This is a genomic window from Flavobacterium sp. CAU 1735, from assembly GCF_039888695.1.
GTDB lineage: Bacteria > Bacteroidota > Bacteroidia > Flavobacteriales > Flavobacteriaceae > Flavobacterium.
In genome coordinates, this window is sequence record NZ_JBDQQQ010000001.1 from 36,264 (window position 1) to 59,096 (window position 22,833).

Below are 22,833 nucleotides of genomic sequence, written 5' to 3' on the forward strand. Positions count from 1 at the left end.
GAAATATCATGAAAACACAAAGTACCGAAAAACTGTCTTTTAAAAGACAATCCGTAATAGAATTGAGTGCAGACGCACTGGCAACAATCCACGGTGGTGGTGAATCAATTGCAGATTTTATGCCACTCTCCACTTGTTTATGTCCCATCATTATAAAAGCAACCCGTCAGTTTTAATTATGAAAAAAGCAACTAACAGCAAGCTTCATTTTAAGAAAAATGATATTGCAGAATTAAGTCAGGTAACAATGCGCCAGATTGCCGGCGGCGGTGATACCAATAATGGACAAACCACATTGATCTGCGGCGACTGTATATTGGTTCCGGGACCGATACGAAACATTACCAAGCTACAACCTTAAAATCGTAAACGATGAAAACAACACAAAACAACAAACTGGCTTTTTTGAAAAGCGCGGTAGCAGAGTTAAATGCTGCAGAAATGAGAACTATTAACGGAGGATCAACAATTGTTGGTGGGGAAACCTGTTCCGGTTGTGTATGCCTTCCGATTCTATCCGTCGTAAGAGAGATGGCGGTATTGATGTAATCACCTATTCCCGGTTGTCTTTTTCCTGACTGTCGGATCAATCAAAACCATTTACTATCCGATTAAACAATATGTAATGGAAACCGGTTTTTCCACTTGCACAGGGACGACTATGCCTGGTTGTAACCAAAAAAAGAAAAACATGAAAGCAACGAATTTACAAGAGAAACTGGCTTTTACTAAAAATGTATTAGTGGAGCTCAACGATGTTCACATGAAAGAAATTAATGGAGGAACATCCACATATGCGCCGATATCCATTTTCACAAAAATGATAGCAGACGTGATTCTTTAATTTTTAAACGAGACAATTACTAACACAAAACACAACAATTATGAAAACAACACACAACAGTAAACTGACTTTTGCTAAAAGTTCATTAGTCGAATTAAACAAGAATCAGATGCATGATATCAACGGAGGATCCACTCCGGTATGCTCTGGATCAGCGATCTATTATACGATTATTCATACCGGAACACTAAACACTATAGCTGCTCAGGATTAAATGGGGAATCGTATGAAAACAACAAACACCAACAAATTAGGATTCACTAAAAGTTCATTAGTCGAATTAAACGAGAGTCAGATGCATGACGTTAACGGAGGAACTTCACCGTTTCTTTTCCCATCGTCGATCATAACATCCATATTCCTGGCCGAATAAGCCAAAGTATAACAACAATTAGTAACATAAACCAAAACACATTATGAAAACCACAAACACCAACAAATTAGCTTTTGCTAAAAAATCGCTAGTCGAATTAAACGACAATCAGATGCATGACATCAACGGAGGAACCTCACCATTTATTTTGCCGTCATCCATAATCTGGATTACTGTAATGGACCAAGTTGCCAACTAATTCTTAACCCTTTAAAACCAAAAAACCATGAAAACAACAAACACCAACAAACTGGCTTTTACTAAAAATGCTTTAGTAGAGCTAAACGAGACACAAATGAATACTGTAAACGGAGGCGGCGCTTCTATACTTACGAGTTTTTATCCATTGACAACTGTTACGGTGCCAATTATTGTTAAAACAATTGTTGCTGCTAACTAATCCTTAACCCTTAAAACCAAAAAACCATGAAAACGCAAAATGCAACCAAATTAGGATTCGCTAAAAATTCCTTAGTAGAATTAAACGACAATCAAATGCAAGACGTAAACGGTGGAAGTACGCCACTATGTTATGTAGCAATCGGCTTCCTTTTAGTAAAAGCTTTAGACTAATTCTTAACCTTAAAACCAACAAACCATGAAATCAACAAACAGTAACAAATTAGGATTCGCTAAAAGTTCCTTAGTAGAATTAAACGACAATCAAATGCAAGACGTAAACGGAGGAAGTACGCCATTATGTTATGTAGCAATCGGCTTCCTTTTAGTAAAAGCTTTAGACTAATCTTTAACCTTAAAACCAAAAAACCATGAAAACGCAAAACGCAACCAAATTAGGATTCGCTAAAAATTCCTTAGTAGAATTAAACGACAATCAAATGCAGGACGTAAACGGTGGAAGCACTCCACTATGTTATGTAGCAATCGGCTTCCTTTTAGTAAAAGCCTTAGACTAATCATTAACCTTTAAAACCAACAAACCATGAAATCAACAAACACCAACAAATTAGGATTCACTAAAAGTTCCTTAGTAGAATTAAACGACAATCAAATGCAAGACGTAAACGGTGGAAGTACGCCACTATGTTATGTAGCAATCGGCTTCCTTTTAGTAAAAGCTTTAGACTAATTCTTAACCTTAAAACCAACAAACCATGAAATCAACAAACAGTAACAAATTAGGATTCGCTAAAAGTTCCTTAGTAGAATTAAACGACAATCAAATGCAAGACGTAAACGGAGGAAGTACGCCATTATGTTATGTAGCAATCGGCTTCCTTTTAGTAAAAGCTTTAGACTAATCTTTAACCTTAAAACCAAAAAACCATGAAAACGCAAAACGCAACCAAATTAGGATTCGCTAAAAATTCCTTAGTAGAATTAAACGACAATCAAATGCAGGACGTAAACGGTGGAAGCACTCCACTATGTTATGTAGCAATCGGCTTCCTTTTAGTAAAAGCCTTAGACTAATCATTAACCTTTAAAACCAACAAACCATGAAATCAACAAACACCAACAAATTAGGATTCACTAAAAGTTCCTTAGTAGAATTAAATGACAACCAAATGCAAGACGTAAACGGAGGAAGTACGCCATTATGTTATGTAGCAATCGGCTTCCTTTTAGTAAAAGCTTTAGACTAATTCTTAACCCTTTAAAACCAAAAAACCATGAAATCACAAAACGCAACCAAATTAGGATTCACTAAAAGTTCCTTAGTAGAATTAAACGACAACCAAATGCAAGACGTAAACGGAGGAAGTACGCCACTATGTTATATCGCGATCGGAGCATTATTAGCTTACGCTTTAGACTAATCATTAACCTTTAAAACCAAAAAACCATGAAATCAGCAAACACCAACAAATTAGGATTCGCAAAAAATTCCTTAGTAGAATTAAACGACAATCAAATGCAAGACGTAAACGGTGGAAGTACGCCATTATGTTATATCGCCATCGGCTTCCTTTTAGTAAAAGCTTTAGACTAATTCTTAACCTTTAAAACCAAAAAACCATGAAATCAGCAAACACCAACAAATTAGGATTCGCTAAAAATTCCTTAGTAGAATTGAATGACAACCAAATGCAAGACGTAAACGGTGGAAGCACGCCACTATGTTATGTAGCAATCGGCTTCCTTTTAGTAAAAGCTTTAGACTAATCATTAACCTTTAAAACCAAAAAACCATGAAATCAGCAAACACCAACAAATTAGGATTCGCAAAAAATTCCTTAGTAGAATTAAACGACAATCAAATGCAAGACGTAAACGGTGGAAGTACGCCACTATGTTATATCGCGATCGGAGCATTATTAGCTTACGCTTTAGACTAATCTTTAACCTTAAAACCAACAAACCATGAAATCAACAAACAGCAACAAATTAGGATTCACTAAAAGTTCATTAGTAGAATTGAATGACAACCAAATGCAGGACGTAAACGGTGGAAGCACGCCACTATGTTATGTAGCAATCGGCTTCCTTTTAGTAAAAGCCTTAGACTAATCATTAACCTTTAAAACCAACAAACCATGAAAACACAAAACACCAACAAATTAGGATTCGCAAAAAGTTCCTTAGTTGAATTAAATGACAACCAAATGCAAGACGTAAACGGTGGAAGTACGCCATTATGTTATATCGCGATCGGAGCATTATTAGCTTACGCCTTAGACTAATCTTTAACCTTTAAAAACCAACAAAAATTATGAAATCAACAAACACCAACAAATTAGGATTCGCTAAAAATTCCTTAGTAGAATTGAATGACAACCAAATGCAAGACGTAAACGGTGGAAGTACGCCACTATGTTATATCGCGATCGGAGCATTATTAGCTTACGCTTTAGACTAATCATTAACCTTTAAAACCAACAAACCATGAAATCAACAAACACCAACAAATTAGGATTCGCAAAAAATTCCTTAGTAGAATTGAATGACAACCAAATGCAGGACGTAAACGGTGGAAGCACTCCACTATGTTATGTAGCAATCGGCTTCCTTTTAGTAAAAGCTTTAGACTAATTCTTAACCTTAAAACCAAAAAACCATGAAATCAACAAACAGCAACAAATTAGGATTCGCTAAAAGTTCCTTAGTAGAATTGAATGACAATCAAATGCAAGACGTAAACGGTGGAAGTACGCCACTATGTTATATCGCGATCGGAGCATTATTAGCTTACGCTTTAGACTAATTCTTAACCCTTAAAACCAACAAAAATTATGAAATCAACAAACACCAACAAATTAGGATTCGCAAAAAGTTCCTTAGTAGAATTAAACGACAATCAAATGCAAGACGTAAACGGAGGAAGTACGCCACTATGTTATATCGCGATCGGAGCATTATTAGCTTACGCTTTAGACTAATCTTTAACCTTTAAAAACCAACAAACCATGAAATCAACAAACACCAACAAATTAGGATTCGCAAAAAATTCCTTAGTAGAATTGAATGACAACCAAATGCAGGACGTAAACGGTGGAAGCACGCCACTATGTTATGTAGCAATCGGCTTCCTTTTAGTAAAAGCTTTAGACTAATCATTAACCTTTAAAACCAAAAAACCATGAAATCAGCAAACACCAACAAATTAGGATTCGCAAAAAATTCCTTAGTAGAATTAAATGACAATCAAATGCAAGACGTAAACGGTGGAAGTACGCCACTATGTTATATCGCGATCGGCTACCTTTTAGTAAAAGCTTTAGACTAATTCTTTAACCTTAAAACCAACAAAAATTATGAAAACGCAAAACGCAACCAAATTAGGATTCGCTAAAAGTTCATTAGTAGAATTAAATGACAACCAAATGCAGGACGTAAACGGTGGAAGCACTCCACTATGTTATATCGCGATCGGAGCATTATTAGCTTACGCTTTAGACTAATCATTAACCTTTAAAACCAACAAACCATGAAATCAACAAACACCAACAAATTAGGATTCACTAAAAGTTCATTAGTAGAATTAAACGACAACCAAATGCAAGATGTAAACGGTGGAAGCACTCCATTATGTTATGTAGCAATCGGCTTCCTTTTAGTAAAAGCATTAGACTAATTCTTAACCTTAAAACCAACAAACCATGAAATCAACAAACACCAACAAATTAGGATTCGCTAAAAATTCCTTAGTAGAATTAAACGACAACCAAATGCAAGACGTAAACGGAGGAAGTACGCCACTATGTTATATCGCGATCGGAGCATTATTAGCTTACGCTTTAGACTAATCATTAACCTTTAAAACCAACAAACCATGAAATCAACAAACACCAACAAATTAGGATTCGCAAAAAATTCCTTAGTAGAATTAAACGACAACCAAATGCAAGACGTAAACGGAGGAAGTACTCCACTATGTTATGTAGCAATCGGCTTCCTTTTAGTAAAAGCATTAGACTAATCATTAACCTTAAAACCAAAAAACCATGAAAACGCAAAACGCAACCAAATTAGGATTCGCAAAAAATTCCTTAGTAGAATTAAACGACAATCAAATGCAAGACGTAAACGGAGGAAGTACACCATTATGTTATGTAGCAATCGGCTTCCTTTTAGTAAAAGCTTTAGACTAATCATTAACCTTTAAAACAAAAAACCATGAAATCAACAAACACCAACAAATTAGGATTCGCTAAAAAATCATTAGTAGAATTGAATGACAACCAAATGCAAGACGTAAACGGTGGAAGCACGCCACTATGTTATATCGCCATCGGAGCACTATTAGCTTACGCCTTAGACTAATCATTAACCTTTAAAACCAACAAACCATGAAATCAGCAAACGCAACCAAATTAGGATTCGCAAAAAATTCCTTAGTAGAATTAAACGACAATCAAATGCAAGATGTAAACGGAGGAAGTACACCACTATGTTATATTGCGATCGGAGCATTATTAGCTTACGCTTTAGATTAATTCTTAACCCTTTAAAACCAAAAAACCATGAAATCAACAAACAGCAACAAATTAGGATTCACTAAAAGTTCATTAGTAGAATTGAATGACAACCAAATGCAAGACGTAAACGGAGGAAGTACACCATTATGTTATGTAGCAATCGGCTTCCTTTTAGTAAAAGCTTTAGATTAATTCTTAACCCTTTAAAACCAAAAAACCATGAAATCAGCAAACACCAACAAATTAGGATTCACTAAAAGTTCATTAGTAGAATTGAATGACAACCAAATGCAGGACGTAAACGGTGGAAGTACGCCACTATGTTATATCGCTATCGGAGCATTATTAGCTTACGCTTTAGACTAATCCATTTTGATCATCTATAAATAAAAGGTTATGGATGAACCGTTAACAGTTGCAAATGTGACCTCATTCGTTTAAACATCCCAACTGCTTACCGGTAACACCTTAAAGGTGATGCATTAAAAAAGACTATCTGAAACAGATGGTCTTTTTTATTTTTAACCCCAGAATAAAGAAGAATTTTCTGATCATCAGAAAAGTACAATCTTTTTATCGCAAGGTTATTGGGATATGTAAAATTATTTTTTTGATAGTATTATAACTATTTTTTTACTCTTTATTAAGAGTGTTTTTCGGTTACTCTATTTGTAAAAAGTAACCTTTTTTGAAATTATATAAAATACAATTTCATTATCCGAAAACAGATTGTTAAAAGTATTTAAATGGTTATGTTTTGATAATCAAAGCGTTATTTTTATTTCTAAAAAGGAAGCTAAAAGTGATGTTATTGGCCATGTACAACGTTTATTCTGTTATTATTGTTATTGTATTACCGGTTGCTTCACCTGACCTGGGAATCACAATTGCAATCGGTCTCCTGACGTTATTATTGATTTTAATCGCGATTATCTTTGGTTTTTGCTATTGTCGGTATTGTAAAAACGAAAGGGAAAATAAAGAAAACTTCCAGAAGTTATTCGATAGAATTAACGATTTCGAACTGAAGAATCAAAAATTTGGGAATGACCGAAAAAAAAGTTTGTCAGATACTACAACATTTGTGATTAACGACAAACGGGTTAATGATATATTGATACAACTGGCCAAACTGGAACAAAGCAAATACTTCCTGAGCCAAGATTGTACGTTACATAGTGTTGCTAAAAAATTAAAAACCAATACAACTTACCTGTCCAGAATTATAAACAAAGAACTTGGAAAAAGTTTTAGCGACTATATTAATGAGCTTCGTATTAGTTATGTTCTCCTGGAATTAGCATGCAATAAAAAGCTTCGCGCCTATTCAATAAGTGCGATAGCAGATGAGATTGGATATAAAAGTCCGGACTCTTTTTCGAAATATTTTAAAGAAGTTACCGGGATTTCACCCTCTGCTTACATCCGAAAAATAGAAAAAAAGAAATAACCTGAAATTATATTTAAAGTATTGTAAGTTAGTTTTTTAGCATGCTTTTTATATGCCTGTTTTTTATAAAAATAGGGTTTGTTTGTTTGCGGAAGCTAAAAAATCGACATTTCTTTGCCGTGTTGATGAAGGAGAAATGAAGCGATTTAGTCGAAGCATTTCGAAAACATTAACAGGATGGGTTTTTGTGTAGCGAAAGTATTTTTTTAAATATGAGTAGCTACTTCAAAAACACAAAACAATAGATAAATTAAAAAGTCGTAACCGTAAAGGAAAACGGTTGTGATAACACTACAAAAAACGCCCTTCCCGATGCCCGTTGGGTAGCTATACCCAAAACGGCAAACGTAGTTTCAAATTATAAAACGAAACAAAAACACTTCCCCTTAAAGCAACACAAATAATGGATTATTTATAATTCAGACAATTTGTAGCATTTTCCCTAAAACAAAAAACGATCCGGCTTTAAAGTCGATCAGCACGACTGTTGTTAAAATGGTTAAAAATGGACCAGCGCGCAAAATGTCCTAACAGGAGTAACCTGAAAATCCTTAAAAGAGTAGGGGAAATTTTTAATTTATATTAGTATGAAAAAGCAAAAGACAAACAGTAAGTTAACTTTTGAAAGTACAGCTATTGTAGAGTTAAATGACAATCAACTTCAGCAAATAGGAGGTGGAAGCCTTTTTTCACTCATTAAATTAGCTTCGCAAGCGGTTGGAGCAGTGACACAGCAGGCGCTTTCTGCAGTTCCTTATAAAAGAGATTGAAAATAAAGTTGCAAAAAACAAAATTGATAAGCGTATTGGGGAATAACAGAAATATGTCAGCGATACGACATTACTGTATCTAACTGGAGCTTGTCATAATTGTATTAGAAAATGCCTGGCTTTGTTTCGGAAAAAAAGAAAACCCATTAGTCGTAATGGGGTTTAGAGAAGTAGGGGTGAGGAACGTATCAGGAATATTTAAAAGAAACTTTCCTGAATTTGTTTCCTTCCGAATTATACGTTTTTTCTAAAAATGAAGTAAGGGCATTTTCGTCGGTAAAAACTTGGTCAATAACCGACGTATCGTTTTGAAGCCTTCAATGCCATTTTTTTAACAATCTCGAAAAATCCGATCGAATAAAAGTGTTTACGGTTCCATATCGCGGACTTTTCTTCAGACTTGCTCAATACTACCCAAATCGTGGTAGTTTAGCGAGAAACTAGTTTTACGAACCCAAAATAAGATTCGTTGTAATAGTAGCGTTTGCATCGAAATCGGGCGGATTGGCGGTTACAAAAACCAACGGAATATAATATAGGTCTATTGAAAAACAGATGCCTTTTGGGCATCTGTTTTTTTCATATAATGACGGACGTAATGCGGCTAAAGCGCTTATACGTTATGCGATTTCAACTTGTGTAGCATCCGAATTTTTAGATTTGGAAGTATGCAATTGCTTGCTGTAATATTTATACAGATAATCGTATACAACCATTTCGTGAACCCGTTGTTTGGCAATAAACACACGGTTACAAATCATATGCAGGTAACTTAACGTTGCCGCTCCGAATGAAGTTGGTAATTGTTGTTCTGCAGCCATTTTTTGTAGATGTTGTGCAATAGCACTGTTTTTGGCCGAACGGTCTTTTAGGATCTCCCATATTGGCGCATACATTTCGTCGGTTAGCGACTCATCCATAAACAGTTCAATATCGCGTTCGTTTTTCGCGAACATTTCGTTGATTTGTTTGTTTAGCTCGCCCGATCCGGAACGATTAAACTCATTACCGAAACTTGTTTTGGCAACTTTCAACATTTCAATTCGGTCTTTTAAGCTAAATCCAAGATCTTCCAAAAGGAAATGCATCGATAACAGACAGAATTTCCAACGGATTTTTTCACCCAGATCACCTTCGATCATATCGGCAAAACGCATCGTACATTCACTGTCATTGTGGAAAAGACTTTCCGTTTCATCAATAGCCATATGACCGTAACGCTGTAATTCCCGTAGGTAGGTATCGGTTTGTGTTTTCCAGATTACCGTATTTTCTTCAAACGGTTTGATATGTTTTTTAACGATATTGATACACTCTGTAAAATGTTGTTTGTCGTTCAATAAGATACGGAAACGCAAATGATGTCCTAATGCATCCTGATAACGGATAAAAAACCATTTCTGAATCAGATTTTTAGCTTCCAGCTCGGCTACAATCGGGTTGATGGCTCTGTTTAAAAGTTCCTCACCGGCTCTTTCGCCACAATAGAATTTATAGTACAACCATTCTTCTCCAATAGAGAACGACGGGATTGCGGTATCCGGTTGTGCGGTATAGCCTTCCTGGTACGATTTCGATTTGTAATAGGAAACCACTTCGGTGTGTTTGTTAACCGGTGCCGATTTGGCCTCAACATTTTTAAAAGCCGAAACAATAAACTCATTACAATAGTTTTCCGTAACGGTATCGTTGGTAAACAAAAACTCTTTTAATTGGATAAAACGCTCTCCTTTTAGCATTAAAGCGAATACTTTACAGCTCAATTCATTTGTAAAGTTTACCACCACTTCATTATCGCCCTGAACAAACGAAACAATATCCGGAATTTGACGCTCGCGCTGGAACGCTCTAACGGAATCTACAACCGATTCGTCTTTTAACGAAAGAATGTATTTAATGTCTTTTTCAGATAAATTCCATGTCGCTCTCGATAATACGATATCGTTATAGGTTAATCGAGGCAGGAAGTCGAAATCATTTTGTAATTCGCCCCATGAAAAACCTAATCCCGACGAATCCTGATTTTGAAGATCACATAGGAAATGGTAAATCGGAAGCGCATTGGCACTGTAATTATGGGCATTCCCCAATCGTGGAATCACTTCTTTATTAAGTCTTTTGGAACGCAATACGATACGATTGTTTTTTACCGAGATATACAAATCGTCCACCAAAATCTGATGCTCCTGATCCAGTGAAGAACTACCCAAATACGGGATTTCGTAGTCTCTTTGGAAACCGCGGTACAGGATATTTCCGGTTCTGGCCTGCGGAAGGTGAATAATTTCAGCGATGATTTTATCCGGATGTAAGGCATTTTCCCTTTCGGATATTTCATTGCACAGTTCCATGATATTGTTGTTAAGATGTCCGAAGCGTCCGATAAGACCATTGGCCGAAGGACCGGAAACATAGGATAACGCGATTTTCTCTTCGTTGTTTTCGTGGAACATATTAAAGAAAACCGAGAAGGTATCCGGATATAAATGTTCTTTTTCGTCAAACTGGTTGATCTCTTCGTCGGTTAGTTTGATGTTGGTTGTATTCGTTTGAGTTGCCTGAATTAGTTTTCGGAACAGGAACGCGCGTTCCGGACTCTGCGTAATTTGTCTGTAGTTCGAATAATTCGGATTTACATTCAACTCGTCTACCAATGGTGTTTTGGCACCCGATTGTTTGCCATAACCAATTCCTACATCCGGATCCAGTACTTTGATTAACGGTTGCTCATATTCTTCGTAGCGCTCGGTGAATTTACGTTTAAACTCTTTTAAAGCGGTTCGTTCGTGAACCGGTTGTAGTTTGTTCATGGCCGTAACACCACTACGTAATTTTTTAAATGCTTTATTACTCAACGTAGCATCCGGTAAATTACGGTAACTATCTACCTGGAATAATTTGGATTCATCCACTTCGTCCAGTTCCTGATTTAACATTTTATAGATTTCGCGGTATTTTTCAGGATCGTTAAAAACGTTTTCATCCAGATTGCTGATCTTTTCTTTTAAAGTCAGAATAAGTTCCAGAATAACCTGTGCTTCGTGGAATGCAAAACGATCTTCTTTAAACTTAGCGATCAATGATTCGAAATAGTCCTCACCGGTTAAGGTAAACTCCAGTTCGCTCACTAAAAACTGACTGTCGATTACCGTATTGATAAACGCTGTCGCATCTTTTTCGTTAATCTCATCCGAAATCAGGTGTTGTGCCAGATCGGAAACGGTAGCGCCGTTTTTGGCGTTTTTCAGTACCACTTCCAGGTATTCGGTAGCCACTACTTCTGAAATTTTATGAAGGCGTACGTTCTTTTTAAAATAGTATTCCACAAAGCGGTACTTATCAAAAACCGTATAAATGGAATTGTTCGGAAAATATTTTAAAACCGCTCGGATAGCGTTTTCTTTTGTGATAATTGGCATAAAGCTACCCAAAAAGTACATGTCGTATTTGGTAAACCGACTGATGGCGGCGTTATCAAATTCGATTTTGGTTTCCGGTCCCATATCGATGGCCGATACCTGTGCAAACATTCCAAAAGGCGTACAACGGTTTGAAAGGCGCGACGTATATTTATAAAGGGATCCTTTTAAGCTTTTTAATTCGAATTCTTCCTGAAAAGCTTCACCTTTTTCCCAAAGTTCAAATGCTTTATAAATACTGGGAGAACCGATAAACAGTGCTTCGCGATTCTTCGGGTTTTTAAAAACTTCCTGAATGGTTTCCCATGAAATATCCAATTTTTTAGGCTCTAACGGCGTTCTAACGATAGCTTTATTAGCAAAGGAGTAATTTTTCATAATTTATATAGTTTGGGTTTTTAGTTTAAATTGTTTTGCCACATTTTGTAGTAGTAACCTTTTTGTGTTAACAGTTGCTCGTGCGTACCATTTTCGATAAGCTCTCCTTTTTTAAACGCCATGATAATATCGGCATTTTTTATGGAATGTAGCTTATGTGCGATCACAATAATTGTTTTTCCTTCTTTGGACAGATCGTCGATTAACTGTTTGATTACCAATTCTGATTCCGAATCCAGAGCCGATGTGGCTTCATCTAATATGATCACTTCCGGATCTTTGTATAAAGCTCTTGCAAAAGCGATACGCTGGCGTTCTCCGCCCGATAAATTGGCTCCAAATTCACCCAGATAGGTGTCAAATCCGTTTGGTAACGACTCGATAAAATCGTAGGCGCCGACCTTTTTGCTCACATCAATAATGCGTTCCATATCCGGGTTCTGATCACCGATAGCGATATTCGAAATAATGGAACCATCGAATAGTTCAACGTTTTGTGGAACTGTTGTGATCAATTTATTAATACTGTCTTTTGAGATATATTTCAGATCGTAATTCCCTACGGAAATCTTACCGTCTGTTGGTTGGTAAATGCTTTGGATAAGAGAAGCAATCGTACTTTTTCCGCTACCGCTTTCTCCTACAATGGCTGTGAATTTTCCTTTTGGAATGGTCAGATTTAACTCCTTAAATGTATTTCTTCCGATCTCATAGGAGAAATCAACATTTTTAAATTCGATATTACCCAAAGTATTTCTGTTGAGGTTAATGGTCGCTTCGGTTTTTTCATTATCCAAATCCATGATACCAAACAGACGATCGGCAGCAATCATAGCATTCTGAATTTGTACGTTGGTTCCGATTAACTGCGAAGCCGGTCCTGTAAAGTATCCGATTACGGAATAAAACGAAAACAACTCACCCGGTGTAATTTGTCCGTCGATGGCATAATGCGTACCGGCCCAAAGTAGGATCACGGTAAAGATTCGGGACACGAATTCGGTTGAAACCCTAGAGAAAATACTGTTAATACCGGACGAATAAATACTTCGTAACAGGTCGATAAATCGCAATTCGGTTTTGTTTTTGGAATAATCTTCCAACGATAAACGTTTTACGGTTCCGATGTTTTTGATCGATTCTACCAATTGCGCTTCCAGCATGGCGTTTTTCTCCATTACTTCACGTTCGGCTTTTTTATTCAGATTGTTTACAATAAAATAGATAATTACATAAACCGGAATGATCAGAGAAACGATTAAAGCCAATTTCCAGTAATAGGTATACATAAAAATAAAAGAGAAAATCACGATCAGGATATTTACCGACACACTTAGCGCTGTTTCGTTGATCAACAAACGGATTTTAACAGCATCACCAATTCGGGACATGATTTCACCGATACGCATGGTATCGAAAAACTTTTGCGGCATGGTAAACAAATGTTTGTAATACCCGAGAATTAGTCGGGAATCCAGTTGCTGACTGGTTTTTAAAAGGAAGAAATCTTTTAACGCACCAAAAGTAAACTGGAGGAGAATACAGCCCAACACGATGACACTCATCAGATTTAGTAAGCTTTTATTTCCGCTAACCAGTACAAAGTCCGTTATTTTTTCTACATAAATAGACATTGAAAATCCCAGCAAAGTATAGATTACGGCACCGATAAAAGCTTGAATCAGAATGTATTTGTGCGGTTTTAATAAAAAAGTGATCCGTCTTAAGTTGGAAACTTTTTCGTTTCGTTCTTTAAAAATATCTTCATCCGGAATCAGAATCAGGAAATACTCGGTTGAAATGGCTTTAAATTCGTCATGTGATTTTTTTTCCATTTTTCCGGAAGCCGGATCCATAATCTGGATATACTTATCGGTAACCTTATAAATTACCACATAATGTGGAAATTCATGATCGTCGATTTTCATAACCACGTGGGCAATAGCCGGAAGCGGAATATCTTTAATGCTGTCCAGAGAAGCTTTAACCCCTTTGGCAAGGAAGCCCAGTTTGATAGCGGCTTCGCGCAACCCTAAAAGCGTAGTTCCTTTCTGATTGGTACTGGCGTATTGTCTGATTCTTGAAATCGGCAAACTCAAGTTATAATGTTCGGACACCGATGCCAGGCAAGTGGCACCACAGTCGCTGTGGTCGTGTTGTTTGATAGCAATCTTACTCATTTTTAATGCTGTTATAAGGGTTTAACCAATCTTCAATCTCATCAAATAATAGTTGGAACATACTTCTCTTGGTAAGGAAAAAGCGACTTGTTAGCGTCATTCCTTTTTTCAATCGGCCTTCGGATCCATTTCTCAGGTAAAGGCTTTTCTTAGCAATAGAACTTCTGATTTTATAAACCGGCGTATCATTGATAAATACGACATCTCGTCCTACGTCAATAATCTGTCCGGTTGCAAATCCCCATTGGTTGGAATTATAGGCATCGACCTGGTATTTTACGTTTTCTCCTTCTTTGATAAAACCGATGTCCGAAGGTGACACATAGGTTTCTACAATAATATCTTTGTCTGGTGAGATTTCTGCAATTACCGACCCCGGTGTTACCATACTTCCTTTACTGATTCCCTGAACGTTTAGAAGTTCACCGCTTATCGGAGCAAGCAAAACATAGGTCTTTTCTTCTTCCCGCAGCTGATTGGAGTTTGAGTGGATATTGGTAACGTTTTGCGAATATTCCGTTAGCTGTTTTTGCCATCCTAATTCCGCCTGTTTGATAATGTTTACCCGGTCGTTTTTAAGTTTGTTCAGATCGAGTAATGTTTTTTCATATTCGGCTTTGGCTATGATTTGTTTGCCATAAAGTCGGTCGGCACGGTCAAACTCTGTTTGGGAAGTTTTAATTACGACATCGATATTATAAAGTTCCTGAGCGTGTTTCAGGTATTCTTTTTTGTATTGTTCGGTTTTAAGCGCACCGTAATTTCGTTGTAAAAGATTACGCAAATCGGCCATATAATCGCGGTATTCGCTTGTCTGAAGATTATTCAGGCGCCCTTTTTCCTCAATAATTTTATGATCGATGATTAATAGGGTGTCGCCAGCTTCTACTTTTCGATTTTCTTCCAGTTTCGAAAAAACCACCCGTCCACTAGCGGGAGCATATAAGGACGCTTTCTTCTCTTGTGGGATAATATGACCTCTACTGGTCGTATACAAATCCACATATATAAATGGTAAAGCAATTACAACACTAAACAGTGTTATAAATATGGCCCAAAAAATAACATTGGTTTTTTTGTTATGTTTTGCTATGTGATATTCTACAGTGCTTTTTAGAATATCTTCCGGAAAAATGTTCGGATCGTTCATCACGCTATTATTTTTTAAAGGTTAGACATAACTGACCTTTTTGGTTAAAAAATTCAGTATTCATGTGCTTGGGTTTTGATTCAAAACAACGAATAATATGTAGCGTGTACAAGTGAAGTAACCCGAAATTTATAAAAAATGACTGGTTTTTAAAGATGTAAGTTGTTGGTTTATAATGTTTTAATTCGTAATTGGTTTGAGGGAGACGCTTGAGATGGCGTATGGTAAAAAAGGTAACAATCCGTTCTTCCGAAAGGAAAAAAGGAGTAAAACAGCGCTGCTAAAAAAGGAATAAAAAACGGTTTTTGTCGAATTATATCGGAAGCCTGTCCAACTGTTTTTCGATTTTTTGAAAAACTTTTTTAATGGGTTTGGATTCTTTAAAGCGGTATCCGATAAAAAAATCGAATCCGATACGGCTACTGATAAACTCCGTATTCAGTTCGTTGATGTAGTTAAAATTCCGGTAATTCGCTTTGAAGCCGGAAAAGAAGTTACTGTTGTTAAAGCCCAAAGCGAGGTTGGCATCGATGTTAATATTAACACCTTGCGAATTTTTTTCCAATTCCTGACTGCTTTGATTGTTGAGGTAAAAGTTTTTGGAATGATTATAACCGATTCCGGGATGTAATCCGGCTGTGGCAAACCATTTTTTATCCAACACAAGATTGTACATATAGCCGGCTTGAACGATTACATCATAGGAATAAATCTTATCGATAAAAAGCTTACTAGAGTTATCAGCATTGGTTTCAAGAGTATTGTAGGCATAATAAATGCTTGGTATAAAAGAACCTGTACTCTGCATTTGCCGTTCGGTTTGCGATTCGTAGGCGCGATAGGAAAAATTCCGGTTAACAATAAAGAATGTTTTTCCACCATAGGTGTTCACTTTCATTTGCGGGAACGCTTCGATCAATTCGTCGTTTTCCGGAGAAACAAGATAATAACCCTGTACGTTTTTATAGATAATTTCCTGTCGCAGTCGATCGGAATAAAAAAACTTAAAACCCAAATCCAGAATCAGGGTGTTGCCTTTGATGGCATTGTCGTTATTTCCCGGGAAGAAACTGGGCGAAAAAGAAACCGTTAGTCCTAAAAACCGATAGTCGAACGAAAAACGGAGCTTAAAAATCTCATTCGGAATAAATTTATTTTCCGATTTTTCCTTGACATTGCGGATATACAGATTGTTGATATCGGAATCGATATTCAGTTTGCATATCATTTTATTAGCATAATTGACACGATACAGCGTGTCGTACTTTTGCGTAACTTCTTGAATGGTATCATTTTGTGAAAAAGCAAAAGTCGACAGGAATATACAATATCCGATGAAAACAAGTTTTCTAAAATCCATCGGTTAGAGGGGAATGGTTAGCGTATCGGTCATGAATCGATTTAAGCCCGCAAGTTACAAAAAACTATTTTAGCCAGTCAACAGGCGTTTTTAAAACGGAAAGCAACTGCTCTTCAGGACTGTCTTTTTCCGGATGATGATCGTAAACCCACTGTACATGTGGTGGTAAGCTCATTAATATACTTTCGATACGACCATTGGTTCTCAAACCAAACAAGGTTCCTTTGTCGTGAACGAGGTTAAATTCGACATAACGACCACGTCGGATTTCCTGCCAGGTTCTGTTTTCCGGCGTATAATCCAATATTTTTCGTTTTTCCACAATCGGAAGATAGGCCTCCAAAAAGCTATTTCCAACTTCGGTCACAAAAGCATACCATTGCTCCATGCTCATCGTTTCGGTAGCTTTACAATGATCAAAGAAAAGTCCGCCGATTCCTCTGGCTTCCTCGCGATGTGCATTCCAAAAATAGGCATCACATTGTTTTTTAAACAGATCGTAAAATGCCGGATTGTGTTTGTCACAGGCTGTTTTACAAACCTGATGAAAGTGTCGGGCATCTTCCTCAAACAGATAGTAAGGGGTTAAATCCTGTCCGCCGCCAAACCATTGGTTGATAACATTTCCGTCTTTATCATACATTTCAAAATAACGCCAGTTGGCATGAACAGTTGGTACCATCGGATTTTTTGGGTGAAGGACCAAACTCAGACCACAGGCAAAAAAATCAACATCTCCTACATTAAAGTAGGTTTGCATCGCTGCAGGAAGTGGTCCGTGAACGGCCGAAATATTAACGCCTCCTTTTTCGAATACAGCACCATTTTCGATCACCCGGGTTCTACCGCCTCCGCCTTCGGGACGTTCCCAGATATCCTGGTGAAAAACAGCCTTCCCATCGGCTTTTTCCAAAGCTGCCGTAATGGTGTCCTGTAAATTTTGTATGTATGTATAAAATTGTTCTTTCATCATTATAATTTATAAACCAACATTAAACCACCGCGATACGGAAGAAACTCACCACTTTTATTGTATTTCTCAGCGCCGTCAATTCGCTCGTGTGTTGTTATCGTATAACCTTTGTAAAAACCCTGATGGTTTCCGCCACCTAAAAATAATTCCAGACTAAAATGATCATTTATCGGATAGAGGTAACCAATAGTCGCTCCCATCATTACGCCAATACCTTCCTGATAATAATCCATATGCCAGGAATCCCATTTTTGGATTTTATATTGACTTCCGCCAACGTGTGCGCCAACAAAAAAGCCTCTGTTGATGTCTTTCGTATAATAGCGGACTTCGGCAAAAGCCAGTGTGAATTCCATCGGGCTACCTTTAAACGATTTCCAGAAAGAAGCGGTGGCATCGAACTGGAAGGTCATTTTCTCACCGATTTTGGTTTCTATACCAAAATTCGGAATGACCGCCAAAGCAGTGGCAATATTCCCTTTAATACGTGTCTGACCGAAAGTAACCGAAGTTATCAGGCAAACCAATAACAGGTGAAATTTGATTTTTGTGGTCACAGAGCGTGGCTTTTATCGTTGTTGTTTATTTCTGATATTCTTTTACTGCTTCTATAAATGCTTTGGCATGATCAACCGGGATGTTTGGTAAAATACCATGTCCCAGATTAACGATGTATTTGTCTTTTCCGAACGCATCGATCATCTCGTGTACCATTTTTTTGATGGTTGGAATAGGCGATAACAAACGCGAAGGGTCGAAGTTTCCTTGTAAGGTGATGTTTCCACCGGTTAGGTAACGTGCATTTTGTGGCGAACAAGTCCAGTCTACTCCCAAAGCGGAGGCTTTACTTTTGGCCATTTCGTTTAAAGCAAACCAACATCCTTTTCCAAAAACAATTACCTCGGTATGCGGTGCTAAAGCTTCTACAATCTGGTTGATATATTTCCATGAAAATTCCTGGTAGTCAACCGGCGAAAGCATTCCGCCCCAACTGTCAAAAATCTGAACGGCATTCACTCCGGTTTTTACTTTTTCGATCAGATAGGCAATCGTAGTATCGGTGATTTTTTGTAGTAAGGTATGCGCCGCTTCCGGTTGCGAAAAGCAAAAACCTTTGGCCGTATCGAAACTTTTCGAACCTTTTCCTTCCACAGCATAACAGAAAATCGTCCATGGTGAACCGGCAAAACCGATCAATGGTACTTCATTGTTTAGCATTTCTTTGGTCAGTTTGATCGCATCCATCACATAACCTAGCGATTCCTGAATATCCGGATTGTAAACTTTTGCCACATCGGCAGCCGAACGAATCGGATTTGGGATAATTGGTCCTAAATTGTCTTTTAGTTCTACATCAATTCCCATTGCTTGCGGAACGACAAGGATATCCGAAAAAAGGATTGCTGCATCCGGTTTTACAATACGGATCGGCTGAACGGTTATTTCAGCAGCCAATTCGGGAGTTTTACAACGGGTGAAAAAATCATACTTGTCGCGCAATGTCCGGAATTCCGGTAAATAACGACCCGCCTGACGCATCATCCATACCGGTGGTCTTTCCACGGTTTCTCCTTTTAAAGCTCTTAAAAATAAATCGTTCTGTATCATAATCTGTTGTTTTGAACAATCGTCTAACCGATTGCTTATTTTTTTATTTTAAATATATTGACAATGGTGTGGTTTACAATGTCGGTATCTTCCCATTCCATGCCCAATTCGCTGAAAATGTCTTCGCGTTCCTGATCCGACGGACTCACATAGGCGAAAAGGGATTTGATTTTCATGGTGTCAAAAGCCGTTTTAATACAATGTTGTAAGGCTTCTTCGGCATAGCCTTTATCGCGAAATTTCGGAAGGAGTGCATAACGAAGTACCACTTTATGGGTGTCGTTCGCATCGGGTTCCAATCCGCATTGTCCGATAATGGCTTTACTTTTTTTATCAACCAGAATGAGTAAACCTCCGGATTGTTGTTCGTATCGTAAAAATTGTTCTTCAAACCATTTTTTACAAGCCTCTTCAGGTGCTTTTCCGGCATTGTAAAATTCGATCGCTTCGGTATCGTGATGATAGGGTAGCCAGTTTTCGAAATCCGACGGAGTCAGTTTTCGGAATAGTAAGCGGTTTGTTTCCTGATTTTCTAAAAGATAATTCATGACGGTACGGATTTAAAGTAATTAAGACATTGAATTATCGTGTTTTCAATGGTAGGCTGATTGGCAATAATAGTGTTTTGTGTGCTATTTTCCAACGCTTCCGCAGTCGTTGTTCCGATACAAAAACACATTTCGTCGGTAATGGTGTTTTCTTTTAAATAACTTTCAACACCCGACGGACTAAAAAACAGGATGCCGGCAGCTTTGGTTTTTATCGGATGTGGTGTTAATACGGTCGCATATACGGTTACTTCGTTAAAAAGTATCCCGGCTTGATGCAAAGCTTCCGGTAGCGTATCCCGACGTAAGTTACCATTAAAAAAGGTAAAACTCGTTTGTGGGCAATGCTTTGTAATATAATCGGCCAACTCAGCGGCATATCCGGTACAGGCCAGCACGGTAAAACCGTTTGCTTCGAGTAGGGCTTTGGTTTTTATGCCAACGCAAAAAACGTTTTTATGTTGTAAGGTTGTCAGATCGACGTGTTTCAGGACACTATGAACGGCATTCTGACTGGTAAATAGCAGGGAATCGTGAAGCATTGGTATTGAAAAAGGCAAGTCTTCCGTTTTGATAAAATCCGATTCGATAACCGAAAAACCGGCATTCAGCAGGTATTGCTTCTGGTTGGACAGAAGTTTTTTGGTGCTGATGATACGAATCGGTTCCTGCATTATTTTTGTAATGTTTTTTTGATAAGCGTCATCAGGACACTTCCACCATTATTCAGTACTTCGCGAGCGGCTTTTTGACCGAGTTCGCGGTAATCGTCCAGGGATACCACTTTTTCAATCTCGTGTTTTTCGGTTCCGTCCAGCGAAAATAAAACCCCGTTAAAGGTGATGGTATTTTCGGAAACGGTTGCCAAAGCACCGATAGGAGCGGTACAACCACCTTCCAGTTCCCGTAAAAACTGTCGTTCGATATGCGTGCAGATTTCGGTTTCTTTATGGTTTAATTGGGCTACGGCCTCACGACAAAAAGCGTCATTTTCCATGGCAACAACAACCATTGCCCCTTGAGCGGGTGCAGGAGTCATCCAGTCCAGATCGATATAGGTATCGGGTTTTAGATTGATCCGTTCCAGTCCGGCTGCTGCAAAAACAGCACCGTTCCAGTTGTTGTCGTGTAATTTTTGCATACGGGTGTTTACATTTCCGCGTAAATCGACCACTTCATGCGTTGGATATTTATGAAGCCATTGCGCTTTACGACGAAGGCTTCCGGTGGCAATAATGCCATTGCCGTTTAAAAAATCAAGGTTTCCTTTGTGGACTAAAATATCAACGGTATTCGCACGTTCCAAAACGGCTGCCTGTACAATTCCTGTTGGAAGTGCTGTGGGAACGTCTTTCATCGAATGAACGGCAATGTCTACTTCACCTTTAATCATTGCGATGTCGAGTGTTTTGGTAAAAATACCGGTGATGCCCAATTCATACAAAGGTTTATCCAAAATAATGTCGCCTGTAGATTTTACGGCGACAATTTCAGTAGGGTATCCTAAGTCGTTTAGTTTTTTGGCCACGGTGTGCGCTTGCCATAACGCTAGCTCACTGTCGCGTGTTCCAATACGTATTGTTTTATTCATTTTTAGCAGTTTCTATCTGGAAAATTTTTTCAATCCATTCGATACTTTCGTCGACCATGGTGTTGTTGTCTTTCAGATGATTGGCAAAATGGGTGGTTATCTTCTGGATAATGCGGGTACTGATAATTTCCGCCTGCTCCTCGTCGAAGTTGTCGAATTTTTTGCGTTGAAAATTCAGTTCACTTTCTTTAATCGTGTTAAGTTTTTCTTTTAACGCATGGATGGTTGGCGCAAACTTTCGGGCTTTGGTCCAGTTAAAGAATTCTTCTTTTATTTCTTCGATAATAGCCTCGGCTGCCGGAATGTGTTTTTTGCGGTTTTCCAATGTCTCATCGGTCATTTGCGAAAGATGATCCATATGAACCAATGTTACATCCGACAATTCTTTTACATTGTCATCAACATTTTTAGGTACCGATAAATCCAGAATCAACAACGGTTTTTTCAGATTCAGGATGGCTTTGTCGATCGTTGGATTTTGTGCTCCGGTAGCAACAATAAGCACATCGGCTTTTTGAATTTCCAATTGCAGGTCGGCATAATCTTTTACGATCAGGTTGAATTTTCCGGCAATTTTCTCCGCTTTGTCTTTGGTTCTGTTGATCAGTGTAATATGATCATTTTTGGTGTGCTTAACCAGGTTTTCGCAGGTATTCCGTCCGATTTTTCCGGTTCCAAACAATAAAATGTTTTTCGAACTGATATCCGGAACGTTATTCATAATATATTGTACCGCGGCAAACGAAACGGAAGTGGCACCGGAACTGATCTCGGTTTCATTTTTGATGCGTTTGCTGGACTGGATTACAGCGTTGATCAAACGTTCAAGAAAATTGTTGACTAACGTATGATTTTTGGATTCGATAAAAGCATTTTTCAGCTGACTGATAATTTCGAAATCACCTAAAATCTGACTGTCCAATCCGGTTCCCACACGAAACATATGGTTAATGGCCTCGTTGTTTTTATAGACATAGGCTACTTTCTGAAAATCTTCGATAGTACCCTGACTGTTTTCGCAAAGTAATTTTATTAACTGAAAAGGATGTTGTGCATAACCGTAAATTTCGGTTCGGTTACAGGTAGAGGTAACGATCATGGCATCAAGGCCATCGTTTTTTGCTTGAATCAGTAAGTTATCTTTCGCCAGGCTGTCAAGGCTGAATTTTCCTCTCATCTCGGCATCCGCTTTCTTGTAACTCAATCCAACGGCATAAAAAGTTGGATGCTTCGATATCGTATTGTTCTCCATTTTTTCCACTTTAATCTAAAGTTAAACAAAAGTATTACTATCTGATTTATAAAAATA

Annotated in this window: 49 protein-coding genes; 38 read left to right on the top strand and 11 right to left on the bottom strand. The window is 37.8% G+C overall.

Features of this window, described 5'->3' with window-relative positions; genetic code table 11:
• Window positions 1-8 precede the first annotated feature (8 nt).
• From AAFN64_RS00230 to AAFN64_RS00415, 38 genes are all read left to right on the top strand, one after another.
• Complete coding sequence (locus AAFN64_RS00230; RefSeq protein ID WP_347758822.1) at window positions 9-176, top strand: hypothetical protein; 168 nt, start codon at window positions 9-11, stop codon at window positions 174-176.
• Between the two features lie 2 nt (window positions 177-178).
• On the top strand, window positions 179-361 hold the full coding sequence (locus AAFN64_RS00235; RefSeq protein WP_347758824.1) for a class I lanthipeptide: 183 nt from the start codon (window positions 179-181) through the stop codon (window positions 359-361).
• Between the two features lie 11 nt (window positions 362-372).
• Window positions 373-549 (top strand): class I lanthipeptide, encoded by a 177-nt coding sequence (locus tag AAFN64_RS00240; protein WP_347758826.1) that lies wholly within the window; start codon window positions 373-375, stop codon window positions 547-549.
• Window positions 550-691: 142 nt separating this feature from the next.
• Window positions 692-844: a class I lanthipeptide gene (locus tag AAFN64_RS00245; RefSeq protein WP_347758827.1), complete on the top strand. Its 153-nt coding sequence runs from the start codon at window positions 692-694 to the stop codon at window positions 842-844.
• A 40-nt stretch (window positions 845-884) separates the two neighbouring features.
• Window positions 885-1,058, top strand: a complete 174-nt coding sequence (locus AAFN64_RS00250; protein WP_347758829.1) for a class I lanthipeptide — start codon at window positions 885-887, stop codon at window positions 1,056-1,058.
• A gap of 12 nt (window positions 1,059-1,070) precedes the next feature.
• A complete protein-coding gene (locus tag AAFN64_RS00255; protein ID WP_347758831.1) occupies window positions 1,071-1,217 on the top strand; it encodes a class I lanthipeptide in 147 nt (48 codons plus the stop codon).
• A gap of 43 nt (window positions 1,218-1,260) precedes the next feature.
• Window positions 1,261-1,416, top strand: coding sequence for a class I lanthipeptide (locus AAFN64_RS00260; RefSeq protein WP_347758832.1), 156 nt, complete (start codon window positions 1,261-1,263; stop codon window positions 1,414-1,416).
• Window positions 1,417-1,443: 27 nt separating this feature from the next.
• On the top strand, window positions 1,444-1,617 hold the full coding sequence (locus tag AAFN64_RS00265; protein ID WP_347758834.1) for a class I lanthipeptide: 174 nt from the start codon (window positions 1,444-1,446) through the stop codon (window positions 1,615-1,617).
• A gap of 26 nt (window positions 1,618-1,643) precedes the next feature.
• On the top strand, window positions 1,644-1,790 hold the full coding sequence (locus tag AAFN64_RS00270; protein ID WP_347758836.1) for a class I lanthipeptide: 147 nt from the start codon (window positions 1,644-1,646) through the stop codon (window positions 1,788-1,790).
• 25 nt (window positions 1,791-1,815) lie between these two features.
• Window positions 1,816-1,962 carry a class I lanthipeptide gene (locus AAFN64_RS00275; protein ID WP_347758837.1) on the top strand — a complete coding sequence of 49 codons (147 nt, stop codon included), beginning with the start codon at window positions 1,816-1,818 and terminating at the stop codon, window positions 1,960-1,962.
• 25 nt (window positions 1,963-1,987) lie between these two features.
• Window positions 1,988-2,134: a class I lanthipeptide gene (locus AAFN64_RS00280; protein ID WP_347758836.1), complete on the top strand. Its 147-nt coding sequence runs from the start codon at window positions 1,988-1,990 to the stop codon at window positions 2,132-2,134.
• A gap of 26 nt (window positions 2,135-2,160) precedes the next feature.
• Complete coding sequence (locus tag AAFN64_RS00285; protein ID WP_347758838.1) at window positions 2,161-2,307, top strand: class I lanthipeptide; 147 nt, start codon at window positions 2,161-2,163, stop codon at window positions 2,305-2,307.
• A 25-nt stretch (window positions 2,308-2,332) separates the two neighbouring features.
• Entirely contained in the window at window positions 2,333-2,479 is a 147-nt protein-coding gene (locus AAFN64_RS00290) for a class I lanthipeptide (protein ID WP_347758837.1), read from the top strand.
• Window positions 2,480-2,504: 25 nt separating this feature from the next.
• Entirely contained in the window at window positions 2,505-2,651 is a 147-nt protein-coding gene (locus AAFN64_RS00295) for a class I lanthipeptide (RefSeq protein ID WP_347758836.1), read from the top strand.
• A 26-nt stretch (window positions 2,652-2,677) separates the two neighbouring features.
• The gene (locus AAFN64_RS00300; RefSeq protein WP_347758838.1) at window positions 2,678-2,824 is read left to right on the top strand and encodes a class I lanthipeptide; all 147 of its coding nucleotides are present in this window, start codon (window positions 2,678-2,680) and stop codon (window positions 2,822-2,824) included.
• A 27-nt stretch (window positions 2,825-2,851) separates the two neighbouring features.
• Window positions 2,852-2,998 carry a class IIb bacteriocin, lactobin A/cerein 7B family gene (locus tag AAFN64_RS00305; RefSeq protein WP_347758839.1) on the top strand — a complete coding sequence of 49 codons (147 nt, stop codon included), beginning with the start codon at window positions 2,852-2,854 and terminating at the stop codon, window positions 2,996-2,998.
• Window positions 2,999-3,024: 26 nt separating this feature from the next.
• A complete protein-coding gene (locus tag AAFN64_RS00310) occupies window positions 3,025-3,171 on the top strand; it encodes a class I lanthipeptide (RefSeq protein ID WP_347758840.1) in 147 nt (48 codons plus the stop codon).
• Between the two features lie 26 nt (window positions 3,172-3,197).
• Window positions 3,198-3,344 (top strand): class I lanthipeptide, encoded by a 147-nt coding sequence (locus AAFN64_RS00315; protein ID WP_347758841.1) that lies wholly within the window; start codon window positions 3,198-3,200, stop codon window positions 3,342-3,344.
• 26 nt (window positions 3,345-3,370) lie between these two features.
• Entirely contained in the window at window positions 3,371-3,517 is a 147-nt protein-coding gene (locus tag AAFN64_RS00320; RefSeq protein ID WP_347758843.1) for a class IIb bacteriocin, lactobin A/cerein 7B family, read from the top strand.
• 25 nt (window positions 3,518-3,542) lie between these two features.
• Entirely contained in the window at window positions 3,543-3,689 is a 147-nt protein-coding gene (locus tag AAFN64_RS00325; protein WP_347758845.1) for a class I lanthipeptide, read from the top strand.
• Window positions 3,690-3,715: 26 nt separating this feature from the next.
• On the top strand, window positions 3,716-3,862 hold the full coding sequence (locus tag AAFN64_RS00330) for a class IIb bacteriocin, lactobin A/cerein 7B family (RefSeq protein ID WP_347758846.1): 147 nt from the start codon (window positions 3,716-3,718) through the stop codon (window positions 3,860-3,862).
• 29 nt (window positions 3,863-3,891) lie between these two features.
• Window positions 3,892-4,038 (top strand): class IIb bacteriocin, lactobin A/cerein 7B family, encoded by a 147-nt coding sequence (locus AAFN64_RS00335; protein WP_347758847.1) that lies wholly within the window; start codon window positions 3,892-3,894, stop codon window positions 4,036-4,038.
• 26 nt (window positions 4,039-4,064) lie between these two features.
• Window positions 4,065-4,211 (top strand): class I lanthipeptide, encoded by a 147-nt coding sequence (locus AAFN64_RS00340; protein WP_347758849.1) that lies wholly within the window; start codon window positions 4,065-4,067, stop codon window positions 4,209-4,211.
• Window positions 4,212-4,236: 25 nt separating this feature from the next.
• Window positions 4,237-4,383, top strand: a complete 147-nt coding sequence (locus AAFN64_RS00345; RefSeq protein ID WP_347758851.1) for a class IIb bacteriocin, lactobin A/cerein 7B family — start codon at window positions 4,237-4,239, stop codon at window positions 4,381-4,383.
• Between the two features lie 28 nt (window positions 4,384-4,411).
• On the top strand, window positions 4,412-4,558 hold the full coding sequence (locus AAFN64_RS00350) for a class IIb bacteriocin, lactobin A/cerein 7B family (RefSeq protein ID WP_347758852.1): 147 nt from the start codon (window positions 4,412-4,414) through the stop codon (window positions 4,556-4,558).
• Window positions 4,559-4,585: 27 nt separating this feature from the next.
• Entirely contained in the window at window positions 4,586-4,732 is a 147-nt protein-coding gene (locus tag AAFN64_RS00355) for a class I lanthipeptide (protein WP_347758849.1), read from the top strand.
• A gap of 26 nt (window positions 4,733-4,758) precedes the next feature.
• Window positions 4,759-4,905: a class I lanthipeptide gene (locus AAFN64_RS00360; RefSeq protein WP_347758854.1), complete on the top strand. Its 147-nt coding sequence runs from the start codon at window positions 4,759-4,761 to the stop codon at window positions 4,903-4,905.
• A 28-nt stretch (window positions 4,906-4,933) separates the two neighbouring features.
• Complete coding sequence (locus tag AAFN64_RS00365; RefSeq protein ID WP_347758856.1) at window positions 4,934-5,080, top strand: class IIb bacteriocin, lactobin A/cerein 7B family; 147 nt, start codon at window positions 4,934-4,936, stop codon at window positions 5,078-5,080.
• A 26-nt stretch (window positions 5,081-5,106) separates the two neighbouring features.
• Complete coding sequence (locus AAFN64_RS00370; protein WP_347758838.1) at window positions 5,107-5,253, top strand: class I lanthipeptide; 147 nt, start codon at window positions 5,107-5,109, stop codon at window positions 5,251-5,253.
• A 25-nt stretch (window positions 5,254-5,278) separates the two neighbouring features.
• Window positions 5,279-5,425 (top strand): class IIb bacteriocin, lactobin A/cerein 7B family, encoded by a 147-nt coding sequence (locus AAFN64_RS00375; RefSeq protein WP_347758847.1) that lies wholly within the window; start codon window positions 5,279-5,281, stop codon window positions 5,423-5,425.
• A gap of 26 nt (window positions 5,426-5,451) precedes the next feature.
• The gene (locus AAFN64_RS00380; protein ID WP_347758849.1) at window positions 5,452-5,598 is read left to right on the top strand and encodes a class I lanthipeptide; all 147 of its coding nucleotides are present in this window, start codon (window positions 5,452-5,454) and stop codon (window positions 5,596-5,598) included.
• Between the two features lie 25 nt (window positions 5,599-5,623).
• On the top strand, window positions 5,624-5,770 hold the full coding sequence (locus AAFN64_RS00385) for a class I lanthipeptide (protein WP_347758836.1): 147 nt from the start codon (window positions 5,624-5,626) through the stop codon (window positions 5,768-5,770).
• Between the two features lie 25 nt (window positions 5,771-5,795).
• Window positions 5,796-5,942 (top strand): class IIb bacteriocin, lactobin A/cerein 7B family, encoded by a 147-nt coding sequence (locus AAFN64_RS00390; RefSeq protein WP_347758857.1) that lies wholly within the window; start codon window positions 5,796-5,798, stop codon window positions 5,940-5,942.
• 26 nt (window positions 5,943-5,968) lie between these two features.
• Complete coding sequence (locus tag AAFN64_RS00395; RefSeq protein ID WP_347758859.1) at window positions 5,969-6,115, top strand: class IIb bacteriocin, lactobin A/cerein 7B family; 147 nt, start codon at window positions 5,969-5,971, stop codon at window positions 6,113-6,115.
• 27 nt (window positions 6,116-6,142) lie between these two features.
• Window positions 6,143-6,289: a class I lanthipeptide gene (locus tag AAFN64_RS00400; RefSeq protein ID WP_347758845.1), complete on the top strand. Its 147-nt coding sequence runs from the start codon at window positions 6,143-6,145 to the stop codon at window positions 6,287-6,289.
• Between the two features lie 27 nt (window positions 6,290-6,316).
• Complete coding sequence (locus AAFN64_RS00405) at window positions 6,317-6,463, top strand: class IIb bacteriocin, lactobin A/cerein 7B family (RefSeq protein ID WP_347758861.1); 147 nt, start codon at window positions 6,317-6,319, stop codon at window positions 6,461-6,463.
• A 391-nt stretch (window positions 6,464-6,854) separates the two neighbouring features.
• Window positions 6,855-7,547, top strand: a complete 693-nt coding sequence (locus AAFN64_RS00410) for a helix-turn-helix transcriptional regulator (RefSeq protein ID WP_347758863.1) — start codon at window positions 6,855-6,857, stop codon at window positions 7,545-7,547.
• A gap of 587 nt (window positions 7,548-8,134) precedes the next feature.
• On the top strand, window positions 8,135-8,317 hold the full coding sequence (locus AAFN64_RS00415) for a class I lanthipeptide (protein ID WP_347758865.1): 183 nt from the start codon (window positions 8,135-8,137) through the stop codon (window positions 8,315-8,317).
• 620 nt (window positions 8,318-8,937) lie between these two features.
• Here the strand turns inward: AAFN64_RS00415 and AAFN64_RS00420 are convergent.
• From AAFN64_RS00420 to hemA, 11 genes are all read right to left on the bottom strand, one after another.
• Complete coding sequence (locus AAFN64_RS00420) at window positions 8,938-12,114, bottom strand: lantibiotic dehydratase (protein ID WP_347758866.1); 3,177 nt, start codon at window positions 12,112-12,114, stop codon at window positions 8,938-8,940.
• Window positions 12,115-12,134: 20 nt separating this feature from the next.
• Window positions 12,135-14,294, bottom strand: a complete 2,160-nt coding sequence (locus AAFN64_RS00425) for a peptidase domain-containing ABC transporter (protein WP_347758868.1) — start codon at window positions 14,292-14,294, stop codon at window positions 12,135-12,137.
• A complete protein-coding gene (locus tag AAFN64_RS00430) occupies window positions 14,287-15,444 on the bottom strand; it encodes an HlyD family efflux transporter periplasmic adaptor subunit (protein WP_347758870.1) in 1,158 nt (385 codons plus the stop codon). Before AAFN64_RS00430 ends, AAFN64_RS00425 begins: the two co-directional genes overlap by 8 nt.
• A 313-nt stretch (window positions 15,445-15,757) precedes the next feature.
• Window positions 15,758-16,804 carry a DUF4421 family protein gene (locus tag AAFN64_RS00435; RefSeq protein ID WP_300489394.1) on the bottom strand — a complete coding sequence of 349 codons (1,047 nt, stop codon included), beginning with the start codon at window positions 16,802-16,804 and terminating at the stop codon, window positions 15,758-15,760.
• A 64-nt stretch (window positions 16,805-16,868) separates the two neighbouring features.
• A complete protein-coding gene (gene hemF / locus AAFN64_RS00440) occupies window positions 16,869-17,774 on the bottom strand; it encodes an oxygen-dependent coproporphyrinogen oxidase (RefSeq protein WP_347758872.1) in 906 nt (301 codons plus the stop codon).
• Between the two features lie 2 nt (window positions 17,775-17,776).
• Window positions 17,777-18,334 carry a DUF3575 domain-containing protein gene (locus tag AAFN64_RS00445; RefSeq protein WP_347758874.1) on the bottom strand — a complete coding sequence of 186 codons (558 nt, stop codon included), beginning with the start codon at window positions 18,332-18,334 and terminating at the stop codon, window positions 17,777-17,779.
• Window positions 18,335-18,359: 25 nt separating this feature from the next.
• Window positions 18,360-19,385 (bottom strand): uroporphyrinogen decarboxylase, encoded by a 1,026-nt coding sequence (hemE, locus tag AAFN64_RS00450; protein WP_347758876.1) that lies wholly within the window; start codon window positions 19,383-19,385, stop codon window positions 18,360-18,362.
• 35 nt (window positions 19,386-19,420) lie between these two features.
• On the bottom strand, window positions 19,421-19,933 hold the full coding sequence (locus AAFN64_RS00455) for a GNAT family N-acetyltransferase (RefSeq protein ID WP_347758878.1): 513 nt from the start codon (window positions 19,931-19,933) through the stop codon (window positions 19,421-19,423).
• Window positions 19,930-20,607 (bottom strand): uroporphyrinogen-III synthase, encoded by a 678-nt coding sequence (locus AAFN64_RS00460; protein WP_347758880.1) that lies wholly within the window; start codon window positions 20,605-20,607, stop codon window positions 19,930-19,932. Before AAFN64_RS00460 ends, AAFN64_RS00455 begins: the two co-directional genes overlap by 4 nt.
• Window positions 20,607-21,524: a hydroxymethylbilane synthase gene (gene hemC, locus AAFN64_RS00465; RefSeq protein ID WP_347758881.1), complete on the bottom strand. Its 918-nt coding sequence runs from the start codon at window positions 21,522-21,524 to the stop codon at window positions 20,607-20,609. Before hemC ends, AAFN64_RS00460 begins: the two co-directional genes overlap by 1 nt.
• Entirely contained in the window at window positions 21,517-22,776 is a 1,260-nt protein-coding gene (gene hemA, locus AAFN64_RS00470; protein WP_347758883.1) for a glutamyl-tRNA reductase, read from the bottom strand. The genes hemC and hemA overlap by 8 nt, the downstream gene beginning before the upstream one ends.
• Between the last annotated feature and the right edge of the window lie 57 nt (window positions 22,777-22,833).

Coding starts and splice junctions, on each gene's coding strand:
- AAFN64_RS00395 (WP_347758859.1), top strand. CDS start 5,969: ATGAAATCAGCAAACGCAACCAAATTAGGATTCGCAAAAAATTCCTTA.
- AAFN64_RS00460 (WP_347758880.1), bottom strand. CDS start 20,607: ATGCAGGAACCGATTCGTATCATCAGCACCAAAAAACTTCTGTCCAAC.
- AAFN64_RS00380 (WP_347758849.1), top strand. CDS start 5,452: ATGAAATCAACAAACACCAACAAATTAGGATTCGCAAAAAATTCCTTA.
- AAFN64_RS00315 (WP_347758841.1), top strand. CDS start 3,198: ATGAAATCAGCAAACACCAACAAATTAGGATTCGCTAAAAATTCCTTA.
- AAFN64_RS00365 (WP_347758856.1), top strand. CDS start 4,934: ATGAAAACGCAAAACGCAACCAAATTAGGATTCGCTAAAAGTTCATTA.
- AAFN64_RS00255 (WP_347758831.1), top strand. CDS start 1,071: ATGAAAACAACAAACACCAACAAATTAGGATTCACTAAAAGTTCATTA.
- hemF (WP_347758872.1), bottom strand. CDS start 17,774: ATGAAAGAACAATTTTATACATACATACAAAATTTACAGGACACCATT.
- AAFN64_RS00260 (WP_347758832.1), top strand. CDS start 1,261: ATGAAAACCACAAACACCAACAAATTAGCTTTTGCTAAAAAATCGCTA.
- AAFN64_RS00310 (WP_347758840.1), top strand. CDS start 3,025: ATGAAATCAGCAAACACCAACAAATTAGGATTCGCAAAAAATTCCTTA.
- AAFN64_RS00270 (WP_347758836.1), top strand. CDS start 1,644: ATGAAAACGCAAAATGCAACCAAATTAGGATTCGCTAAAAATTCCTTA.
- AAFN64_RS00335 (WP_347758847.1), top strand. CDS start 3,892: ATGAAATCAACAAACACCAACAAATTAGGATTCGCTAAAAATTCCTTA.
- AAFN64_RS00415 (WP_347758865.1), top strand. CDS start 8,135: ATGAAAAAGCAAAAGACAAACAGTAAGTTAACTTTTGAAAGTACAGCT.
- AAFN64_RS00420 (WP_347758866.1), bottom strand. CDS start 12,114: ATGAAAAATTACTCCTTTGCTAATAAAGCTATCGTTAGAACGCCGTTA.
- AAFN64_RS00430 (WP_347758870.1), bottom strand. CDS start 15,444: ATGAACGATCCGAACATTTTTCCGGAAGATATTCTAAAAAGCACTGTA.
- AAFN64_RS00390 (WP_347758857.1), top strand. CDS start 5,796: ATGAAATCAACAAACACCAACAAATTAGGATTCGCTAAAAAATCATTA.
- AAFN64_RS00340 (WP_347758849.1), top strand. CDS start 4,065: ATGAAATCAACAAACACCAACAAATTAGGATTCGCAAAAAATTCCTTA.
- AAFN64_RS00300 (WP_347758838.1), top strand. CDS start 2,678: ATGAAATCAACAAACACCAACAAATTAGGATTCACTAAAAGTTCCTTA.
- AAFN64_RS00400 (WP_347758845.1), top strand. CDS start 6,143: ATGAAATCAACAAACAGCAACAAATTAGGATTCACTAAAAGTTCATTA.
- AAFN64_RS00375 (WP_347758847.1), top strand. CDS start 5,279: ATGAAATCAACAAACACCAACAAATTAGGATTCGCTAAAAATTCCTTA.
- AAFN64_RS00295 (WP_347758836.1), top strand. CDS start 2,505: ATGAAAACGCAAAACGCAACCAAATTAGGATTCGCTAAAAATTCCTTA.
- hemA (WP_347758883.1), bottom strand. CDS start 22,776: ATGGAGAACAATACGATATCGAAGCATCCAACTTTTTATGCCGTTGGA.
- AAFN64_RS00230 (WP_347758822.1), top strand. CDS start 9: ATGAAAACACAAAGTACCGAAAAACTGTCTTTTAAAAGACAATCCGTA.
- AAFN64_RS00350 (WP_347758852.1), top strand. CDS start 4,412: ATGAAATCAACAAACACCAACAAATTAGGATTCGCAAAAAGTTCCTTA.
- AAFN64_RS00235 (WP_347758824.1), top strand. CDS start 179: ATGAAAAAAGCAACTAACAGCAAGCTTCATTTTAAGAAAAATGATATT.
- hemE (WP_347758876.1), bottom strand. CDS start 19,385: ATGATACAGAACGATTTATTTTTAAGAGCTTTAAAAGGAGAAACCGTG.
- AAFN64_RS00355 (WP_347758849.1), top strand. CDS start 4,586: ATGAAATCAACAAACACCAACAAATTAGGATTCGCAAAAAATTCCTTA.
- AAFN64_RS00305 (WP_347758839.1), top strand. CDS start 2,852: ATGAAATCACAAAACGCAACCAAATTAGGATTCACTAAAAGTTCCTTA.
- AAFN64_RS00320 (WP_347758843.1), top strand. CDS start 3,371: ATGAAATCAGCAAACACCAACAAATTAGGATTCGCAAAAAATTCCTTA.
- AAFN64_RS00425 (WP_347758868.1), bottom strand. CDS start 14,294: ATGAGTAAGATTGCTATCAAACAACACGACCACAGCGACTGTGGTGCC.
- AAFN64_RS00385 (WP_347758836.1), top strand. CDS start 5,624: ATGAAAACGCAAAACGCAACCAAATTAGGATTCGCAAAAAATTCCTTA.
- AAFN64_RS00285 (WP_347758838.1), top strand. CDS start 2,161: ATGAAATCAACAAACACCAACAAATTAGGATTCACTAAAAGTTCCTTA.
- AAFN64_RS00405 (WP_347758861.1), top strand. CDS start 6,317: ATGAAATCAGCAAACACCAACAAATTAGGATTCACTAAAAGTTCATTA.
- AAFN64_RS00275 (WP_347758837.1), top strand. CDS start 1,816: ATGAAATCAACAAACAGTAACAAATTAGGATTCGCTAAAAGTTCCTTA.
- AAFN64_RS00280 (WP_347758836.1), top strand. CDS start 1,988: ATGAAAACGCAAAACGCAACCAAATTAGGATTCGCTAAAAATTCCTTA.
- AAFN64_RS00290 (WP_347758837.1), top strand. CDS start 2,333: ATGAAATCAACAAACAGTAACAAATTAGGATTCGCTAAAAGTTCCTTA.
- AAFN64_RS00360 (WP_347758854.1), top strand. CDS start 4,759: ATGAAATCAGCAAACACCAACAAATTAGGATTCGCAAAAAATTCCTTA.
- AAFN64_RS00345 (WP_347758851.1), top strand. CDS start 4,237: ATGAAATCAACAAACAGCAACAAATTAGGATTCGCTAAAAGTTCCTTA.
- AAFN64_RS00435 (WP_300489394.1), bottom strand. CDS start 16,804: ATGGATTTTAGAAAACTTGTTTTCATCGGATATTGTATATTCCTGTCG.
- AAFN64_RS00265 (WP_347758834.1), top strand. CDS start 1,444: ATGAAAACAACAAACACCAACAAACTGGCTTTTACTAAAAATGCTTTA.
- hemC (WP_347758881.1), bottom strand. CDS start 21,524: ATGAATAAAACAATACGTATTGGAACACGCGACAGTGAGCTAGCGTTA.
- AAFN64_RS00325 (WP_347758845.1), top strand. CDS start 3,543: ATGAAATCAACAAACAGCAACAAATTAGGATTCACTAAAAGTTCATTA.
- AAFN64_RS00250 (WP_347758829.1), top strand. CDS start 885: ATGAAAACAACACACAACAGTAAACTGACTTTTGCTAAAAGTTCATTA.
- AAFN64_RS00455 (WP_347758878.1), bottom strand. CDS start 19,933: ATGAATTATCTTTTAGAAAATCAGGAAACAAACCGCTTACTATTCCGA.
- AAFN64_RS00370 (WP_347758838.1), top strand. CDS start 5,107: ATGAAATCAACAAACACCAACAAATTAGGATTCACTAAAAGTTCATTA.
- AAFN64_RS00240 (WP_347758826.1), top strand. CDS start 373: ATGAAAACAACACAAAACAACAAACTGGCTTTTTTGAAAAGCGCGGTA.
- AAFN64_RS00330 (WP_347758846.1), top strand. CDS start 3,716: ATGAAAACACAAAACACCAACAAATTAGGATTCGCAAAAAGTTCCTTA.
- AAFN64_RS00245 (WP_347758827.1), top strand. CDS start 692: ATGAAAGCAACGAATTTACAAGAGAAACTGGCTTTTACTAAAAATGTA.